The 17,794-nt window shown below is 60.9% G+C and carries 16 protein-coding genes and 1 other RNA gene; 12 read left to right on the forward strand and 5 right to left on the reverse strand.

All coding sequences use genetic code 11. From position 1 onward, the window contains the following. Positions 1 to 23: 23 nt before the first annotated feature. Both RRH01S_RS17555 and RRH01S_RS17560 read left to right on the forward strand, forming a co-directional pair. Complete coding sequence (locus RRH01S_RS17555) at positions 24 to 842, forward strand: SDR family NAD(P)-dependent oxidoreductase (protein ID WP_042473510.1); 819 nt, start codon at positions 24 to 26, stop codon at positions 840 to 842. Positions 843 to 888: 46 nt separating this feature from the next. Next, positions 889 to 1,605, forward strand: a complete 717-nt coding sequence (locus RRH01S_RS17560) for an SDR family oxidoreductase (RefSeq protein WP_042473330.1) — start codon at positions 889 to 891, stop codon at positions 1,603 to 1,605. Positions 1,606 to 1,647: 42 nt separating this feature from the next. On the opposite strand, the gene RRH01S_RS17565 is transcribed toward RRH01S_RS17560, so the two are convergent. Then, on the reverse strand, positions 1,648 to 2,085 hold the full coding sequence (locus tag RRH01S_RS17565; RefSeq protein ID WP_234711710.1) for a MarR family winged helix-turn-helix transcriptional regulator: 438 nt from the start codon (positions 2,083 to 2,085) through the stop codon (positions 1,648 to 1,650). A 130-nt stretch (positions 2,086 to 2,215) separates the two neighbouring features. On the opposite strand from RRH01S_RS17565, the gene RRH01S_RS17570 reads away from it, so the two are divergent. Continuing rightward, positions 2,216 to 4,015, forward strand: a complete 1,800-nt coding sequence (locus RRH01S_RS17570; RefSeq protein ID WP_012652279.1) for a chloride channel protein — start codon at positions 2,216 to 2,218, stop codon at positions 4,013 to 4,015. A gap of 75 nt (positions 4,016 to 4,090) precedes the next feature. Here the strand turns inward: RRH01S_RS17570 and ssrS are convergent. From ssrS to RRH01S_RS17580, 3 genes are all read right to left on the reverse strand, one after another. After that, positions 4,091 to 4,249, reverse strand: a non-coding RNA gene (gene ssrS / locus RRH01S_RS33525) — 6S RNA. A gap of 71 nt (positions 4,250 to 4,320) precedes the next feature. Next, complete coding sequence (locus RRH01S_RS17575) at positions 4,321 to 4,698, reverse strand: cell division protein ZapA (protein ID WP_007701295.1); 378 nt, start codon at positions 4,696 to 4,698, stop codon at positions 4,321 to 4,323. A gap of 51 nt (positions 4,699 to 4,749) precedes the next feature. Continuing rightward, positions 4,750 to 5,025, reverse strand: coding sequence for a DUF4164 domain-containing protein (locus tag RRH01S_RS17580; RefSeq protein WP_007701292.1), 276 nt, complete (start codon positions 5,023 to 5,025; stop codon positions 4,750 to 4,752). Positions 5,026 to 5,426: 401 nt separating this feature from the next. Here RRH01S_RS17580 and tkt point away from each other — a divergent pair, with 401 nt between their 5' ends. The 7 genes from tkt (at position 5,427) to RRH01S_RS17620 (ending at position 15,147) form a co-directional block, all read left to right on the forward strand. Then, positions 5,427 to 7,409 (forward strand): transketolase, encoded by a 1,983-nt coding sequence (gene tkt / locus RRH01S_RS17585; RefSeq protein ID WP_042473336.1) that lies wholly within the window; start codon positions 5,427 to 5,429, stop codon positions 7,407 to 7,409. A 64-nt stretch (positions 7,410 to 7,473) separates the two neighbouring features. Then, positions 7,474 to 8,484 (forward strand): type I glyceraldehyde-3-phosphate dehydrogenase, encoded by a 1,011-nt coding sequence (gene gap / locus RRH01S_RS17590; protein WP_007701286.1) that lies wholly within the window; start codon positions 7,474 to 7,476, stop codon positions 8,482 to 8,484. A gap of 2 nt (positions 8,485 to 8,486) precedes the next feature. Then, a complete protein-coding gene (locus RRH01S_RS17595; protein ID WP_012652281.1) occupies positions 8,487 to 9,071 on the forward strand; it encodes a putative glycolipid-binding domain-containing protein in 585 nt (194 codons plus the stop codon). A 337-nt stretch (positions 9,072 to 9,408) separates the two neighbouring features. Further along, entirely contained in the window at positions 9,409 to 11,238 is a 1,830-nt protein-coding gene (locus RRH01S_RS17600) for a potassium/proton antiporter (RefSeq protein WP_012652282.1), read from the forward strand. Positions 11,239 to 11,254: 16 nt separating this feature from the next. Beyond that, positions 11,255 to 12,514 (forward strand): phosphoglycerate kinase, encoded by a 1,260-nt coding sequence (locus tag RRH01S_RS17605; RefSeq protein ID WP_042473339.1) that lies wholly within the window; start codon positions 11,255 to 11,257, stop codon positions 12,512 to 12,514. Positions 12,515 to 12,725: 211 nt separating this feature from the next. Next, positions 12,726 to 13,748: a class I fructose-bisphosphate aldolase gene (locus RRH01S_RS17610; RefSeq protein ID WP_012652284.1), complete on the forward strand. Its 1,023-nt coding sequence runs from the start codon at positions 12,726 to 12,728 to the stop codon at positions 13,746 to 13,748. A 481-nt stretch (positions 13,749 to 14,229) separates the two neighbouring features. Then, positions 14,230 to 15,147: a PhzF family phenazine biosynthesis protein gene (locus tag RRH01S_RS17620; RefSeq protein WP_042473344.1), complete on the forward strand. Its 918-nt coding sequence runs from the start codon at positions 14,230 to 14,232 to the stop codon at positions 15,145 to 15,147. A gap of 431 nt (positions 15,148 to 15,578) precedes the next feature. On the opposite strand, the gene RRH01S_RS34450 is transcribed toward RRH01S_RS17620, so the two are convergent. Then, entirely contained in the window at positions 15,579 to 15,740 is a 162-nt protein-coding gene (locus tag RRH01S_RS34450; protein ID WP_007701280.1) for a hypothetical protein, read from the reverse strand. A 225-nt stretch (positions 15,741 to 15,965) separates the two neighbouring features. Between RRH01S_RS34450 and RRH01S_RS17625 the strand changes: the two genes are divergently transcribed. Both RRH01S_RS17625 and RRH01S_RS17630 read left to right on the forward strand, forming a co-directional pair. Continuing rightward, positions 15,966 to 17,240, forward strand: coding sequence for an MFS transporter (locus RRH01S_RS17625; RefSeq protein WP_012652287.1), 1,275 nt, complete (start codon positions 15,966 to 15,968; stop codon positions 17,238 to 17,240). A 29-nt stretch (positions 17,241 to 17,269) separates the two neighbouring features. Next, a complete protein-coding gene (locus RRH01S_RS17630; protein WP_042473347.1) occupies positions 17,270 to 17,461 on the forward strand; it encodes a DUF1192 domain-containing protein in 192 nt (63 codons plus the stop codon). The last annotated feature ends 333 nt before the right edge of the window (positions 17,462 to 17,794 follow it).

Raw genomic sequence — 17,794 nt, forward strand, 5'->3', positions numbered from 1 at the left:
GAGACGAGATTGAGGCGATTGCGATGAACATGAGCAACAAGACGATCCTGATCACCGGCTCGACCGACGGCGTCGGCCGCCGGGTTGCCGAGAGGCTCGCGGCAACGGGCGGCAAGGTGCTGGTGCATGGCCGCGACCAGGCGCGGGCTGAAAGCCTGCTTGCCGGCATTCACGACGCGGGTGGGAAAGCAGTCTTTTACCCAGCCGATCTTTCATCGCTGGACGAGACTCGCGCACTCGCCGATGCGATCGAACGCGATCACGACTGCCTCGACATTCTGGTCAACAATGCCGGCATCGGCACGAGCGGCGGCAACGCAGGGCGTCAGGTGAGCCGCGACGGACACGAACTGCGCTTTGCGGTGAATTACCTTGCCGGCTTCCTGCTGACGCGCCGCCTGCTGCCGCTGTTGAAGGCGAGCGGCCCCGCCCGCATCGTCAATGTTTCCTCGGCCGGCCAGCAACCCATCGACTTCTCAGATGTCATGCTGACGCGCGGCTATAGCGGCGTGCAGGCCTATTGCCAGAGCAAGCTGGCGCAGATCATGTTCACCTTCGATCTCGCTGAGGAACTGGCTGGCTCCAACATTATCGCCAACTGCCTGCATCCCGCGACCTACATGAACACCACCATGGTCCGCCAGGCCGGTGTCGCCCCGATGAGCACGGTCGATCAAGGTGCCGATGCCATCCTCAATCTGGCCGTGGGTGCCGATCTCGAGGGACGCACCGGCCTTTATTACAACGGGACGCACCCTTCCCGCGCCAATGCGCAGGCCTATGATGCGACTGTGCGTCAACGCCTTCGCTTCCTTAGCCAGAACCTTGCCGGCTTGAGCTGACCCCCTCCACAACTCCATCAATATCAACTCAACAAGGAGACAGATCATGTCATCCCAACACGCCACCATTGTCGGTGGCTCCTCAGGCATTGGCCTTGCGACCGCCGCCCATCTTCTCGATAAAGGCTATCGGGTCACCATCACCGGCCGCGATGAGGCAAAGCTGAACGCGGCCGCGAAGAGGCTCGACGGTGATGTCACCATGATCGCCATGGATGCGGCCGATCTCAACAGCCTTGCTAAGGCCTTCGAAACGATCGGACCCCTCGATCATCTGGTTCTGGCTCTCGGCGGCGGCAATGGCGGCGGTCCCTTCGCCACCGTCGATCTGGCCGATCTCAGGAAGGGCTTCGAGCAAAAGACGATGGCGCATTTCGCCTGTGCCCAGGCCAGCCTCCCCTATCTCTCGAAAGACGGCAGCATTACCTTCGTCTCCGCCGTCTCGGCGCAGGCAGCCATGCCGGGAACGGCGGGGCTCGGCGCCATCAACGCGGCAATAGCCGCCCTCGCCCCAATCCTTGCGGTGGAACTGAAGCCGATAAGGGTGAACTGCGTCTCGCCTGGCGTCGTCGACACGCCCTGGTGGGATTTCCTCGGCGAGGATCAGAAAGCATCCGCCTTTGCAGGCTTTGCCGCACGCACTCCGGTCGGGCGCATCGGCCGACCGGAAGACATTGCGGATGCCATCGGCTTCCTGATCGGCAACGGCTTTATGAGTGGCCACACGCTGATCTGCGACGGCGGCATCCGGCTCGGCCAATAATCCGCAATACGCCATTGCCGGTCATCGCCGGCAGTGGCCTCTTCATTTGCCGCCAACGCCTGCCTGCAAATGCGTCAGGATATCGATCAACTCCGGCGCCATGTCCCGGATTTCCTGAAGGTGAATGGCGCTAAGTCTGCGAAGGACATCCTCGGATTTTTCCGCCAACTGCAGCGTCTGGCGGCGTTTGTCGACCGGATCGGGATGGCGGGTGACATAGCCAGCGTCGATCAGCCGACCGACCAGCTCGGTCGTCGTGTGCGGCGCGATCAGCAGGCGTTCGGCCAGCATGCCGATGGTCATTGCCTCGCCGGGCGGATTGCCCTTGATCGCCAGCAGCGCCTGATGCTGCTGCGGCGGCAATCCCTCCTGATGGGCGGCAGAGGTGCTGAAATCCATGAATTTTCGGAGCGTATAGCGCAGCGTCGCCAGTGCTTCATAGTCCGCCTGCGACAGCGTCTCCCCCAAATTCTGCGTCACGCTCATCGTCCTCATAAACACAGTTTGTCTTTTGTTTTCTGTCGTTGATTTATATCGTGTTACGATATAATTGCCATGGCAGCACAATTCCAGCCACTTTGCCGCCGCGCTTTAACACAGAAAGCATCCCATGCAGGATATCAACGCACATCATCGGCCCGCCCATGATTTTTCGGGCGGGGCCTCTCGCAAAGACAATGGCGACTTCACAACGGACAGGCGCGTTCTGGTTCTGGCAGTCATGGCGCTGGTCGTCGGCACCGGCGGCGCCTTGTCCGCCTGGGTGCTGATCAACCTCATCGCGCTCGTCACCAACGCCGTCTGGCTGTTCAAGATCAGTGTCGAACCGCTGTCATTAGGCACTATCGCACGCTCGCCCTGGATGGTGGCCGCGCCCATTATCGGCGGCATCGTCATTGGCCTGATGGCCCGCTTTGGCTCGGAAAAAATCCGCGGCCATGGCATTCCCGAAGCGATCGAGGCGATCCTGATCGGCGGCAGCCGCATGTCGCCGAAGGTGGCGATCCTGAAACCGCTCTCCTCCGCCATCTCGATCGGCACCGGCGGCCCGTTCGGCGCCGAAGGGCCGATCATCATGACCGGTGGCGCCATCGGTTCCCTCTTCGCACAATTCTTCCACATGAGCGCCGCCGAACGCAAAACCCTGCTGGTCGCGGGCGCCGCCGCCGGCATGACCGCGATCTTCGGTTCGCCCATCGCCGCCGTCATGCTCGCGGTCGAACTGCTGCTGTTCGAATGGAAGCCGCGTAGCTTTATTCCGGTGGTGATCGCATCCTGCGTCTCCATCGCCTGGCGACCCCTGCTGATCGGCAGTGGCCCTCTCTTTCCGGCCCATTTCGATATGCAGATGAGCTGGTGGGGCATCCCGCTCGCCGCCTGTCTTGGCATCCTATCCGGCCTGCAATCCGGCCTGCTGACGACGCTGCTCTACCGCATCGAAGACGCCTTCGAGAAGCTGCCTATTCACTGGATGTGGTGGCCAGCACTTGGTGGCCTCGTCGTCGGTCTCGGCGGGCTGATCGAGCCACGCGCGCTTGGCGTCGGCTACGACATCATCTCCGATCTGCTGAACGACCATATCGTCGCGAGCGCCGTGCTCGCCATCCTCCTGGTCAAGGCTGGCATATGGCTGGTGGCCCTGTCGTCGGGAACCTCGGGCGGCGTGCTTGCGCCGCTACTCATCCTCGGCGGCGCGCTCGGCTGGCTGGTCGGCTTCGTCCTGCCCGGCGATCCCGGATTCTGGGCGCTGCTCGGCATGGCCGCGATGATGGGCGGCACGATGCGCGCGCCGCTGACCGGCACCTTCTTTGCCATCGAGCTCACCGGCGACATGCAGGCGCTGGTGCCACTGCTTGCCGCTACCGTTGCGGCCTATGCCGTCACCGTGTTGCTGTTGAAGCGATCGATCCTGACCGAAAAGATCGCCCGCCGCGGCCAGCATATCACCCGCGAATACGGCATCGACCCGTTCGAACTGACCCGCGTGGCCGACATCATGATCGCCAAGGTGGACACGCTGCCCGCCACTATGCCAGCCGGCGAGGCATTGGCGCAATTGACCGAGAAGATGGATGCCCATCGCTTCTATCCGATTGTCGAAGCTGACGGCCGTCTGGTCGGCATGATCTCGCGGGCCGATGCGCTGCGCTGGCAACATGGGACCGACCTCGCCGGCCAGACGCTCTACGACCTGATCTCGGATACGTCCATTCCGGTTGCCCATCCGCAAGACACGGTCGGCCGCGTCGCCGACATCATGATCCAGGCCGATACCGGCCGCGTTCCCGTCGTCGACGAGCGGACCGGCGTTCTCATCGGGCTCATTGCCCGCAAGGACCTGCTGCGCCTGCGCAGCGCCGCCAACCGCTCGGAATTCGAGCGTGGCGCCTATCTCGGAGCAAAACGTTAAGGGGAAGAGGAGCCGCGTCAGCGGGGCAACAATAATCCCGCGACGCTGTCTTTCTTTACTCAGCCGGAAAAGAAAGAGCGATCCACAACGACCGATGGATGTTTACGATCCTGGGTGCCTACAAACGTAGGTGGGCGCCATATGTCCAAGCCCACGGGCCTGGCCAGGGACAGCTCCCTTTGGATCGAGTATGGCCCCAGGGATTGTGGTTCCTGTCGGGAAGCGCAGACCGCACCTCTATATAAAGAGAATTCTCGCCTTGTACCAGTGGCTGCGGTGCCCAGTCCGAGAAATAAACGAAAGTCTCAGGTCGGCTCAGTGCCCGGACGAGCCGTTAGCTTCTCGGTGATGCCGCGAATGCGGGTCGCCACCTCGTCGATCACGGTCGCCAGCGTCTCTTCGTTGCGGGTATTGGCCGCAAGCACAGTGTCACGATTGCTGCGCAGGGTTTCGAGTTCGGCTTCGAGCGCCGAGACACGCCGCGTCAATTCCGACACTTCGTCCATGATCATGATGCCCGCCATCACGGTGACGCGCAGATCGCCGATTTCGCCGAACTGGCTCTTCAGATGCATGACATAGCGGTCGAAGCGGGTGGCGAGATCCGTCAGATGCGCTTCCTGGCCCTCTTCGCAGGCCATCCGGTAGGCTTTGCCGTCGATCGTTACCGTTACCTGCGCCATTCGACTTTCCGATCATTACCGCTGAACGCGACGACTGCATCCCCAAGGGGATCAGCGGTCGAGCACGGCTCTTATGGTTTCCATCGCCGTCACAAGCCGGCGCGACACTTCGCGATTGACTTCTTCGAGCCGGTTCGCTCGAAACTCCGCCTGGTCGAGTTCCTGGGCCAGCCGCGAGCGATCAGCATGCACCCGGCGAACTTCGCCTTCGACATCGCTTTGCGCGCGCTCGCGTTCAAACCGTCCATCGACGGCACTCTCCAAAGTCGAAAGCGCCTGGCGCAAATGAGTGAGCGCCGCATCCACCGTTTTGCCTGAGGGCTCCATGCCTTTCGAGTCTCCGCGCAAGGACCGAATCAGAATATCCGGCCACTTGTCTGATTTCCCAACAATATTCAACTCAGCAACTGAACGTCAATAAAGGCGGCCATGCGGCAGGTGGCCTAATCTGTGGATGACGGTCACCTTTGCGGCTTACACAGGCTTTGTCTTACCATTGTCGTCTTTTGTCAAAGTCGACAGGCAAATGTCAAAAAAATGCCAAACCACCCCCGGATCGGCCTGTGGATTTATTGACTTGCGCGCCCTAACTGCTATGTCTCAGCCGCCTGAGGCAGCGCTGAAAGTGGAGTTGGCAGAAGCTTCTCCGCTGCAGCCGCCTTTCAACCGGTGACCCTGCTTTTCAAGCGTGTGGCCATCCCCCGAACCCGGAACACTGCGGAAAAACCATGATCTCTCGCGAACAACACGACCGGATGGCGAATGCGATCCGTTTCCTTGCCATGGATGCTGTCGAGAAGGCCAACTCCGGTCATCCCGGTCTGCCGATGGGGATGGCTGATGTCGCCACGGTTCTCTTTAGCAAATATCTGCGTTTCGATCCGAAGAACCCGCGCTGGCCGGACCGCGACCGCTTCGTGCTGTCGGCTGGCCATGGCTCCATGCTGCTCTATTCGGTTCTGTATCTGACCGGCTACCCGGATATGACGGTCGAGGAACTCTCGCGCTTCCGTCAGCTCGGCTCCAAGACCGCCGGCCATCCGGAATATGGTCACGCCACCGGCATCGAAACCACCACGGGGCCGCTCGGCCAGGGCATTGCCAATGCCGTCGGTATGGCGATCGCCGAGCGCAAGCTGCGCGAGGAGTTCGGCTCCGAACTGCAGGATCACTACACATATGCGATGTGCGGTGACGGCTGCCTGATGGAAGGAATCAGCCACGAAGCCATCGCGCTCGCCGGCCACCTGAAGCTCAACAAACTCATCCTCTTCTGGGACAACAACTCGATCACCATCGACGGCGCTGTTTCGCTCTCGGATTCGACCGACCAGGTCGCCCGCTTCAAGGCCGTTCACTGGAACACGATCGAAGTCGACGGCCACGACCAGGCTGCGATCGCCGCCGCCATCGAAGCCGCCCATAAGTCGGACCGCCCGACGATGATCGCCTGCAAGACGATCATCGGCTTCGGCGCCCCGAACAAGCAGGGCACCCACAAGGTCCACGGTTCGCCGCTCGGTGCCGAGGAAATCGCCGCGACCCGCGTCGCACTGAACTGGCCCTACGAGCCCTTCGTCATTCCGAACGACGTTCTTGCCGATTGGCGCGCCGCCGGCGAACGCTCGGTCGGCACGCGCGAAGCCTGGGAAGGCCGCCTTGCCGCTGCCGAAGCGGGCAAGAAGGCTGAATTCACCCGCCGCTTCGCCGGCGAATTGCCTGCCGGCTTTGACACCGCCATCAGCGACTACAAGAAGAAGCTTGCCGAAACCAAGCCGACACTTGCAACCCGCAAGGCATCGGAAGACGCGCTCGAAATCATCAACGGCTTCATTCCGGAAACGATCGGCGGCTCCGCCGACCTGACGCCGTCGAACAACACCAAGACCAGCCAGATGAAGTCGATCACCCCGACCGATTTCTCCGGCCGTTACATGCACTGGGGCATTCGCGAGCACGGCATGGCAGCAGCCATGAACGGCATCACGCTGCATGGCGGCCTGATCCCCTATTCCGGCGGCTTCATGATCTTCTCGGATTATTGCCGTCCGCCGCTGCGTCTGGCTGCCCTGATGGGCATCCGTGCCATCCACGTTCTGACGCACGACTCGATCGGCGTCGGCGAAGACGGCCCGACGCATCAGCCCGTCGAGCAGGTCGCCAGCCTGCGCGCCATCCCGAACTTCATGCTGTTCCGTCCGGCTGACGCCACCGAAACGGCGGAATGCTGGCAGATCGCAGTCAAGACGGCCAATCGTCCGTCGGGTCTCGCGCTTACCCGCCAGAACTTGCTCGCAGCGCGTACCGAATACAGCGAGAAGAACCTCTGCGAACTCGGCGCCTACACGCTGGCCGGCAATGCCGACGCCAAGGTGACGATCTTCGCTTCGGGCTCGGAAGTCGAACTCGCCGTTGCCGCCCGCACGGACCTCGAAGCCAAGGGCGTTTCCACCCGCGTGGTTTCCGTTCCCTGCACTGAGCTGTTCTTCGAGCAGCCGGACGCCTACCGCAAGGAAGTGCTCGGCAACTCGCCGGTCAAGATTGCCGTCGAAGCCGGCGTTCGCGAAGGCTGGGATGCATTCATCGGTCCGGAAGGTGCCTTCATCGGCATGAAGAGCTTCGGCGCTTCTGCACCGTACAAGGATGTCTACAATCATTTCGGCATCACCAAGGAAGCGGTTGTCGCCGCCGCCGAGGCAAAGCTTTCCTGAGGGCGCTGACAAGCGCTCTCATTTCCGCTAGATAACCGCCCTGAGTGAACGGGAGTGAATTTCAATGACTGTAAAAGTAGCAATCAACGGCTTCGGCCGTATCGGCCGTAACGTTCTGCGCGCCATCGTCGAATCCGGCCGCACCGACATCGAAATCGTTGCCATCAACGACCTCGGCCCGGTCGAGACCAATGCCCATCTTCTGCGTTACGACTCGATCCACGGCAAGTTTCCAGCCGAAGTGAAGGTCGAAGGCGACACGATCATCGTTGGCGGCGGCAAGCCAATCAAGGTCACAGCCATCAAGGATCCGGCAACGCTGCCGCATCGCGATCTCGGCGTTGACATCGCGATGGAATGCACCGGCATCTTCACGTCTCGCGACAAGGCTGCCGCACACCTGACGGCCGGCGCCAAGCGCGTCATTATTTCGGCTCCTGCTGACGGCGCCGACCTGACCGTCGTTTTCGGCGTCAACCACGACCAGCTCACCAAGGAGCACCTGGTCATCTCCAACGCGTCCTGCACCACGAACTGCCTGGTGCCGGTCGTTAAGGTTCTCGACGACGCCGTCGGTATCGACCATGGCTTCATGACGACCATCCACTCCTACACCGGTGACCAGCCGACGCTCGACACCATGCACAAGGATCTGTACCGCGCCCGCGCCGCAGCCCTGTCCATGATCCCGACTTCGACGGGCGCTGCAAAGGCCGTTGGTCTCGTTCTGCCGCACCTGAAGGGCAAGCTCGACGGCACGTCGATCCGCGTTCCGACCCCGAACGTCTCGGTTGTCGACTTCAAGTTCGTGGCCAAGAAGGCAACGACGGTCGGAGAAATCAACGAAGCCATCAAGGCTGCATCGAACGGCAAGCTGAAGGGCATCCTCGGCTACACCGACGAGCCGCTGGTTTCCCGCGACTTCAACCATGACAGCCACTCGTCGATCTTCGCGACCGACCAGACCAAAGTCATGGAAGGCAACTTCGTGCGTATCCTCACTTGGTACGACAACGAATGGGGCTTCTCCAGCCGCATGTCCGACACGGCCGTCGCGTTTGCCAAGTTGATCTGATCATGGCCTTCCGCCCTCTCCTTCCGACGACAGTCCGCTGGCGTCCGCTGGAAGGAGACGGGCTGGAGCATCTGACGATCACTCCCATCAATACTGCCGCCGGCGCAGCCATTCGCGCCTGTGGCACCATTATCGGCGGCCGTGGCGGCTCGCCCTACGGCGTCTTCTACCGTATCGACTGCACGGCCGACTGGACCGTCCTCTCCTTCTCGGTCGAAACCACCGACGGCCGGCGTCTTGCCCTCTTCTCGGACGGCAACGGCCATTGGCAAACCGAAGACGGTCTTGCCCTGCCGCAATTCGACGGCTGCATCGACATTGATCTCTATGGTTCGCCCTTCACCAACAGCCTGCCGATCCGCCGGCTTAAGATGACGCCGGAAGACGGGACCGTGAAGCTCTCGATGCTCTACATCCCCTTCGACAGCTTCGAGCCCGTGCGCGACGGCCAGCGCTACACTTGCATCACCCCGGAAAAGCTCTATCGCTACGCTGCCGAAGACAGGATTTTCACCGTCGATCTGCCGGTCGATGCGGACGGCCTGGTGATCGACTATCCGATCTATTTCAGACGCGTGGATCTTTGAGCCTCTGCGGATATCGCAGGTAGCGGCGCATGGCCCGCATTATTCCTCCGATCCGCCCAAATCTTTCCTTCTCCTGCCCTGCTATGGTCCAGATTTACCTATAAATTTTTGATAGGAATTCTCCCTAGGCATTCCGGAATCGATTCGTCGTTCTGGCGAAGCGCATCACACCATGAAGTCGCAGTCATCGGAGCGGGTTTCGATCCTAGCGGCCTCCCCGACAATATTTGTTTTACTAATTTCAAACTGCGCGACAGCATACTGGATGGTGGGGGAGAATTGCGATCGATCCGGGCTTTCAGCCCGAGCAGGGGCATACGGGAAAGGGGAAGACCGAGTGGAGGCATTTTACGTCATCGTGCTGGTGTGCACGGTTCTGATCCTGATCGCGGCCTTCTCGAGCCTGCTCGCCTTCCGTTTCGGCGCACCATTGCTGCTGCTCTTCCTGGTGATTGGTCTGCTGGCCGGCACGGACGGGCTCGGCATCGAATTCTCCAACAACTATCTCGCCTATATTCTCGGCTCCCTCGCCCTTGCCGTCATCCTCTTCGATTCCGGCTATGGCACGCCGATCCAGGCCTTCAAGCTCGCGGCCGCCCCGGCATTGACCATAGCGTCCCTCGGCGTTCTCGTGACCGCGGCCCTGTTCGGCCTCGCGGCCACCTGGCTTCTCGGCTTTACTTGGCTGCAGGGCCTGCTGCTGGGCTCGATCGTCGCCTCGACGGATGCCGCCGCCGTCTTCTTCCTGCTGCGCATCGGCGGCATCAACATCCGCGACAAGGTGCGCTCCACGCTGGAGGTCGAATCCGGCACCAACGATCCGATGGCGATCTTCCTGACGCTGGCGCTCGTCGAAGTGCTGGCAAACGGCGAAGGCTATGGCGGCATCAATCTCACCATGCTCGCCACCTTCATCCAGCAGATGGGCCTGGGCGTCATCCTCGGCCTGCTCGGCGGCATGATGATCGTGCTGATCGTCGGTAATCTGGAGACCGATCGCGGCCTGACGCCAATCTTCGTGCTGGCGCTCGCCCTCCTGGTCTTCTCCTTCACGGGTGCTGTCGGCGGCAGCGGCTTTCTCGCGGTCTATGTCGCCGGCATCTATGCCGGCAATCGCAAGATGCCGGCCTCGGCCTCGATCAAGCGCTTCCAGGACGGCATGACGTGGCTGGCGCAGATCATCATGTTCCTCGTTCTCGGCCTGCTCGCCACGCCGTCGCAATTTCCAGCGATCGCCATTCCCGCCGTAGCGCTGGCCCTGTTCCTCATCTTCGTCGCCCGCCCGATCGCCGTCTGGCTCTGCCTGCTGCCCTTCGACTACACACAGCGGGAGACCGGCTTCGTCGCCTGGGTCGGCCTGCGCGGCGCCGTCTCCATCCTCCTTGCCATCATGCCGATCCTCGGCAATCTCGAAGCCGGCCAGACCTATTTCAACGTCGCCTTCATCGTCGTTCTGGTGTCGCTGCTCCTCCAGGGCTGGACGATCAAGCCGATGGCGCGGCGCCTCGGCCTCATCGTGCCGCCGCGCATGGGCGCGGTCGACAAGGTCGAGGTCGACCTGCCAGGTGCGGCCAATCATGAACTGCTCTCCTACCGTGTCGTCAAGGATAGCCCGGTCCTGCGTGGCGAGCGCATTCCGCGCTGGGCCATGCCGTCGCTCGTCGTGCGCGACGGCAAGTCGATGCGCTATCAATATGCCGGCCGCCTGCGGGAAAACGATCTGGTCTATCTCTTTGTCACCCCGAGCTATTCACGCCTGCTCGACCGTCTCTTTGCCAGCCGCGCGCCGGTCGATCCGGAAGACACCGATTTCTTCGGCGCCTTCTCGATCTCGCCACTACGCCCGGCCTCCGACCTCGACGCCGCCTACGGGCCGGGGCTTCTCAGCGAACAGGAAAAGGGACTGACGATCGCGGAACTGATGCGCCAGCGCCTCGGCGGCAAGGCCGACTACGCCGACCGCGTCCGTCTCGGCGAGATCATCCTGATCGTCCGCGATCTCGACGAAAACGACCATATCCAGTCCGTCGGCATGTCGCTGGAAGCACTGGAACCGGCAACGGCTCTGCCGATTTTCGTCAATCTGCACGACATCCTCAACGGCGTTCGCGGCTACCTGCGCAAGCGCCGGGAGCGCACCGAAGAGGTCGGCAAAAACGACGCCTGACCGCCTTGCGTCTCCGATCATCCGTAGTATGGTCGGCGCACTTTACGCCACCAACAACATTGGATTCCTACCCATGGCAGCCTTCAAAACCCTCGACGATCTCACCGACATCACCGGCAAGCGCGTGCTCGTGCGCGTCGACCTCAATGTGCCGCTCAAGGACGGCAAGGTCACCGACGCAACCCGTATCGAACGCGTGGCTCCGACGATCCTCGAATTGTCCGGCAAGGGCGCCAAGGTCATCCTGCTTGCCCATTTCGGCCGCCCGAAGGATGGCCCCTCGCCGGATCTGTCGCTGTCCCTGATCATCCCGGCGGTCGAGGAAGTGCTCGATCACGCCGTTCTCTTCGCCTCCGATTGCGTCGGCGCGCCGGCAGCCGAAGCCGTCGCCAAGATGGGCAACGGCGATATTTTGCTGCTCGAAAACACCCGCTTCCACAAGGAAGAAGAAAAGAACGACGCGGCCTTCACCAAGGCGCTGGCCGCCAATGGCGATATCTACGTCAACGACGCCTTCTCGGCTGCCCACCGCGCACACGCCTCGACCGAGGGTCTCGCCCACCTCCTGCCCGCCTATGCCGGCCGCACCATGCAGGGTGAACTCACGGCGCTGGAAAAAGGCCTCGGCAATCCGGTCCGTCCGGTCGTCGCCATCGTCGGCGGCGCCAAGGTCTCTTCCAAGATCGACCTCCTGAAGAACCTTGTGCATAAGGTCGATGCGCTCGTGATCGGCGGCGGCATGGCCAACACCTTCCTTGCCGCCAACGGCATTGATGTCGGTAAGTCGCTCTGCGAGCATGATCTCGCCGAAACCGCCAAGCAGATCATCGCGGAAGCCAAAGCCTCGAACTGCCAGATCGTCTTGCCGACAGACGGCGTTGTCGCCCGTGAGTTCAAGGCAGGTGCCGCCAACGAGGTGGTCGCGATCGACGCCATTCCGGCCGACGCCATGGTGCTCGATGTCGGCCCGAAGTCGGTTGAAGCCGTGAAGAAAATCATCGAAGGGTCCACGACGCTGGTCTGGAACGGCCCGCTTGGCGCCTTCGAAATCACCCCCTTCGACGCCGCCACTGTTGCAGCTGCCCAATATGCGGCCGAACGCACCAAGGCCGGCAAACTGACATCCGTCGCCGGCGGCGGCGATACCGTCTCCGCGCTGAACCATGCCGGCGTTGCCGACGATTTTACCTATGTTTCGACGGCGGGCGGCGCCTTCCTCGAATGGATGGAAGGCAAGGTTCTGCCGGGCGTTGCCGTCCTTCAGGCCGCCAAGTAAGCAGCAGCATTTGACGACAGGAAGAGCCGCGAAAGCCAAAACTTTCGCGGCTTTCCACAAGATGGTAGGATCAACATACAAACTTTCAAACGTTTGAAATCAATTCAATCGTTTCAATAGCTTAGCTGAGCATTTCCCTCCTTATATACTTCTGTTATCGCCGACCTATATTGATCTCGTCGCCGACAGAAAACGCCTTGGAGAACGAAAAATGAGCGAAAGACTTGAAGACATTGCAGTAAAGATGGTTGCCGATGGCAAGGGCCTGTTGGCGGCTGACGAATCCACCGCCACGAACAAGAAGCGCTTCGACACGATCGGTCTCGTTTCCACCGAGGAGAGCCGCCGCGACTACCGCGAAATGCTCTTCCGCTCCGACGACGCGATGAAGAAATACATCTCCGGCGTCATCCTCTATGAGGAAACCCTCTTCCAGAAGGCTGCAAACGGCACGCCCTTCGTCGACATCATCAAGGCCGCCGGCGGCATTCCCGGCATCAAGGTCGATACCGGCGCCAAGCCGCTGGCCGCCTTCCCGGGCGAAACCGTCACCGAGGGCCTCGATGGCCTCGCCGACCGCCTGGCGAAATATTATGACGCCGGCGCCCGCTTCGCCAAATGGCGCGGCGTGATCTCCATTTCCGACACGCTGCCGACCTACGGCGCGATCAAGGCCAACGCCCATGCGCTCGCCCGCTACGCCGCCCTTTGCCAGCAGGCGAAGATCGTGCCGATCGTCGAGCCAGAAGTGCTGATGGACGGCGTTCCGGGCACACAGGACCTCGACCGCAGCGAGGAAGTCACCCGCTGGACGCTGCAGATCGTCTTCCAGGAGCTCGCCGAAGCCCGCATCAGCCTCGAGGGCATGATCCTGAAGCCGAGCATGGTCATCGACGGCAAGAAGCTGCGCAAGGCATCGGTCGAGCAGGTTGCTGAGCGCACCGTCAAGGTGCTGAAGGAAACCGTTCCTTCCGCCGTTCCGGGCATCGCCTTCCTCTCCGGCGGTCAGACGTCGGAAGAAGCGACCGCGCATCTCTCCGCCATCAACGGCTACGACCTGCCTTGGGACGTCACCTTCTCCTACGGCCGCGCCCTGCAGGACGCAGCACTGAAGGCATGGGACGGCAAGCCGGAAAACGTCGCCGCCGGCCAGCGCGCCTTCACCCACCGCGCCGAGATGAACTACCTCGCCGCCAAGGGCAGCTGGACCAAGAACAGCGAAAAGGCTGCTTGATTTCAGCAAATAGCCTGAATTGATTGAGAGCCCCGATCGCGATGCGGTTGGGGCTTTTTTTGTTTTTCATATTCCTTCTGAGCTCAAAGTTCACGATTCCTACCGCCAAACCATCTTCCTCACCGTCATCCTCGGGCTTGACCCGAGGATCCAGGCACAAGCCTTTCGGGGCGGCACATGGGGACAGCAACACGGAGAGGACGCAGCAGAAGCGTTTTTTTAAGATGACCGAATGTCGGCCAAGTGCAAAACAAAACACAAAGCTTGTGCGTGGATCCTCGGGTCAAGCCCGAGGATGACGGAGCATCGGAGAGCCTAAAGCTCCAGGCCCCCTACTCTACAGCTTCTCGAAGAGGGCCATGGTGATATTATCGGCCTCACCCCAGCGCCCCAACTTGTCACCCGCACAAGTTCCAGCTTCCAGCCGCAAACATCCTGCGGCTAAATCCTGCAAACCTATCCAAACTCGCAGGAGCCACCCATGAACACCGTCGCTTACGTCACCACCGACGTCTTTACCTCCGAGCGTTTCGCCGGCAATCCGCTGGCCGTCATTCCCGATGCGCGCGGCCTGAGCGATGAGGCGATGCAGAAGATCGCGACGGAGTTCAACTATTCCGAAGTGACTTTCGTGCTGCCGCCGGAAAATCCGGAGAACACGGCGCGCGTCCGCATCTTCACCCCCACCGCGGAAATCCCCTTCGCCGGCCATCCGAATGTCGGCACGGCCTTCGTGCTTGGTCAGCAAGCGAAGATCTTCGGAAAAATACCGGGCGACGGGTTGATCTTCGAGGAGAAGGCCGGGCTGGTAAATGTGCAACTTCTTAGCACTGGCGACCACGTCAGCGGCGCGAAAATACGGGCGCCGGGCAAGTTACAAGTGGGAGACACCGTCGCAGGCGACCTCATCGCCCGCTGCATCCAGCTCGATCCCACATCCATTCGACACGCGACACACGCCCCGACCTTCGCCTCAGTCGGTTTGCCGTTTGCCTTCGCGGAATTGGATAATCTCGAAACACTCGGCAAGGCACGCCCAAACGCCGCCATCTTCGCGGAAGCGGCAGTCCTTCATAAGGAAGACAAGACCGGCTTCTCGCTCTTTGTCTACACCCGCTCGGCCGATAACCCCTGGCATATCCGCGCCCGCATGTTCGCACCGCTGGACAATGTCATCGAAGATCCGGCGACGGGCAGCGCCTCGGCTGCCCTCGGTGCCTATCTCACCTCGCTGCTGCCCGAACACACCGTCGAGAAGCAGATCACCATCGAACAGGGCGTGGAAATGGGCCGGCGCAGCCTCATCGGGCTCGATGTCAGGAAATCCGACGGCATTGTTACGGACGTCTTCATTTCCGGCCAGTGCGTCAGCGTCATGCGTGGCGAAGTCGCATTTTAAGCCGTCAAATATAGCGTAGCGGGTAAAAACACGGCGAATGCGTCCGAGGTTTAAAAAACACTCAACCGCGCGCCATTTAAGCTCGTGTCAGTATTCCTCCTGCTTTCTCGCACAGGAATACTGCCGCGCGATGAGCGAGATCCTCACGCTCCGACCGTATCGACAATACGAGCGTCCCGGCAGAGCTTATCGGATCAATATCAATTCGCTCAGTCTCGCATAGCCTCAAGCGCAGCGTCAGCTGGGTCCAATCCGCAGCATCCGGATCAGAGCTATCACCATCAGAATCCACGTTGCAAGCGGCACCCCACAGATGCTCAGCTAAAGTGTAGTAAGGAGGACGGCGACCGGGCGAAGTGAGAAGAAAGATATACATCTTGCTACGGTAGACAACCAACGCTGGGCCGTCTCATATTTTATGAACTCACAGCCTAAAACGTCTCGTTGATGATCAGCGCGATGGTCCAGACCGCGAAGGCGATAATGGCGATCTTCCAGAAATCAACACGCCGCTTGAGGCCGGGCAGCCCGAGCGGCTTGATGATCTGCACCGCCATGGCCAGCATCAGCAGCACCGCGATCACTTTTGTCACGGTATTTTTCCCCGTTTGCGCAAGAGTGAGCAGGACCCCTTCAAAAACCACTGCGCAGTTTTCGCGATCATGCTCTATTCGTCATAGGACGGACATCTTTCCGCGCCAACAGACTGTTTCTACACGCCGATAGCGGCAATCCGGGGCACAATCAATAGCGAAAACTGGCGGGAACCCATTCCTGCCTTATCGGTTCTTTAAGCGGAGCCGCATGAAAGTAGGGACATGAAAAGAAATATTCTGCCCGTTCTCGCCCTGCTTTTCGGCACGCTGTTCCTGTTTACGGGAAATGGCCTGCACGGCCTGTTGCTGCCGGTGCGCGGCACCGCCGAAGGCTATGCCACGACGACGCTCGGCCTTTTGGGCACGACCTGGGCCACCGGCTTCGTTCTCGGCTGCCTGACGGCACCGAAACTCGTCCGGCGCATCGGCCATGTTCGCGCCTTCTCCGGCTTCGTCTCCGTCATCGCCATCATCGCGCTTCTGACCGGCATCATCGTCGATCCCGTCTGGTGGGTGGCCTTGCGCGCCGTTACCGGCTTCTGCACGGCCGGCACCTCGATGATCATCGAAAGCTGGCTCAACGAACGCGCCACCAATGAGAGCCGCGGTGCGATCTTCTCGCTCTATATCGGCATCACCCTGATCGGCGCCGTTGCCGGCCAGATGATGGTCCCCTTCGCTGACATTCACACGCCGATCCTCTTCATGGTCTGCGGCATCTGCTACTGCGTCGCCATGCTGCCGACGACGCTGTCGACCGCCGCATCGCCGCAGCCGCTGAAAACCGTCAGCCTTGACCTGAAGGCTCTCTATCGCAATTCGCCAGTCGCCTCCCTCGGCATCCTGCTGGTCGGCATCGCCAACGGTGCCTATGGCACGCTCGGCGCAGTCTTCGGCGCCAATGCCGGTCTCTCCGATAGCAATATCGCCTTGATGATGAGCTCGACCATCTTTGCCGGCGCCGTGATGCAGTTTCCGGCCGGACGCCTCTCCGACCGCATCGACCGCCGCTACGTGCTGGCCGGTATGGCCGCCGTCGCCGCGCTCGACGGCCTGCTGCTCTTCCTGGTGAAGCCGGGCAACCCGCATTTCCTGATTGCCATGGTGATAATCTATGGCGCCGTCGCCAACACGCTCTATCCGATCGCCGTTGCCCACGCCAACGACTTCGCTGCGCCGGAGGAGTACGTCAAGGTCTCCGGCGGCCTGTTGCTGCTCTATGGCATCGGCACGATCATCGGCCCGACGCTCGGCGGCCCGGTCATGTCGATCATCGGCCCCTACGCACTGTTCTTCGTCACCGCTGTCGCGCATGTGCTGATCACGGCCTATGCGGTCTTCCGCAGCCGACAGCGCGCAGCAAAGCCGGCGGGTGATCGCGATGCCTACACAACCATGCCGTCGGCGAATGCGCAGATGATCACGCCGGAGAGCATGTCGCTTGCACGCAGTGAGGCTTCAAAAAAGGATGATAACACTGTAAATTACGGCACCTGAGCCCAAAGACAGGGCAAGGAGGAGCCGAAATGAGCATTTTCGACGACGACCAACCGAAGCAGCCGTCCGCCCACGAGATCGGCAGCGATCTTTCGCTGCTCTCCGTCGATGAGCTCAAGTATCGCATGACGTTGCTGCAAGCGGAGATCGCTCGCCTCGAAGACGAGATCACCGCCAAGGCATCCGGCCGGAAAGCCGCTGAAAACCTCTTCCGCTTCTAGAGCAATTCCAGGAAAAGCACGCAGCGGTTTTTCGTCCGGAATTGTGCAAGAACAATCGCCCGCCATCGGCGCAGAACCTGCACGCTTGAGACAGGCGGACGGGTATGCTCAACGGAATATTAAGCTTTACGACATATTACTATGATCATCCAGATTTGCTCTGGACTCAGACAGTTCCTCCACTTGTCGAATTGGTCTGATTTTTCTCCCTGTTTTACCTTGAGAGCCGCTTTTGCGGCTCTTCTTTTTCCCTGTCCCGCGGGGCTTTCGACGAAACTGTGGAGATTAACCCTTTCTTAAGAATCGTCTTGCGGATTTCAGTTAAAATCATCA

The organism is Rhizobium rhizogenes NBRC 13257, from assembly GCF_000696095.1.
GTDB lineage: Bacteria > Pseudomonadota > Alphaproteobacteria > Rhizobiales > Rhizobiaceae > Rhizobium > Rhizobium rhizogenes.

Coding starts and splice junctions, on each gene's coding strand:
- RRH01S_RS17555 (WP_042473510.1), top strand. CDS start 24: ATGAACATGAGCAACAAGACGATCCTGATCACCGGCTCGACCGACGGC.
- RRH01S_RS17560 (WP_042473330.1), top strand. CDS start 889: ATGTCATCCCAACACGCCACCATTGTCGGTGGCTCCTCAGGCATTGGC.
- RRH01S_RS17570 (WP_012652279.1), top strand. CDS start 2,216: ATGCAGGATATCAACGCACATCATCGGCCCGCCCATGATTTTTCGGGC.
- RRH01S_RS17575 (WP_007701295.1), bottom strand. CDS start 4,698: ATGGCGCAGGTAACGGTAACGATCGACGGCAAAGCCTACCGGATGGCC.
- RRH01S_RS17580 (WP_007701292.1), bottom strand. CDS start 5,025: ATGGAGCCCTCAGGCAAAACGGTGGATGCGGCGCTCACTCATTTGCGC.
- tkt (WP_042473336.1), top strand. CDS start 5,427: ATGATCTCTCGCGAACAACACGACCGGATGGCGAATGCGATCCGTTTC.
- gap (WP_007701286.1), top strand. CDS start 7,474: ATGACTGTAAAAGTAGCAATCAACGGCTTCGGCCGTATCGGCCGTAAC.
- RRH01S_RS17595 (WP_012652281.1), top strand. CDS start 8,487: ATGGCCTTCCGCCCTCTCCTTCCGACGACAGTCCGCTGGCGTCCGCTG.
- RRH01S_RS17610 (WP_012652284.1), top strand. CDS start 12,726: ATGAGCGAAAGACTTGAAGACATTGCAGTAAAGATGGTTGCCGATGGC.
- RRH01S_RS17620 (WP_042473344.1), top strand. CDS start 14,230: ATGAACACCGTCGCTTACGTCACCACCGACGTCTTTACCTCCGAGCGT.
- RRH01S_RS17625 (WP_012652287.1), top strand. CDS start 15,966: ATGAAAAGAAATATTCTGCCCGTTCTCGCCCTGCTTTTCGGCACGCTG.
- RRH01S_RS17630 (WP_042473347.1), top strand. CDS start 17,270: ATGAGCATTTTCGACGACGACCAACCGAAGCAGCCGTCCGCCCACGAG.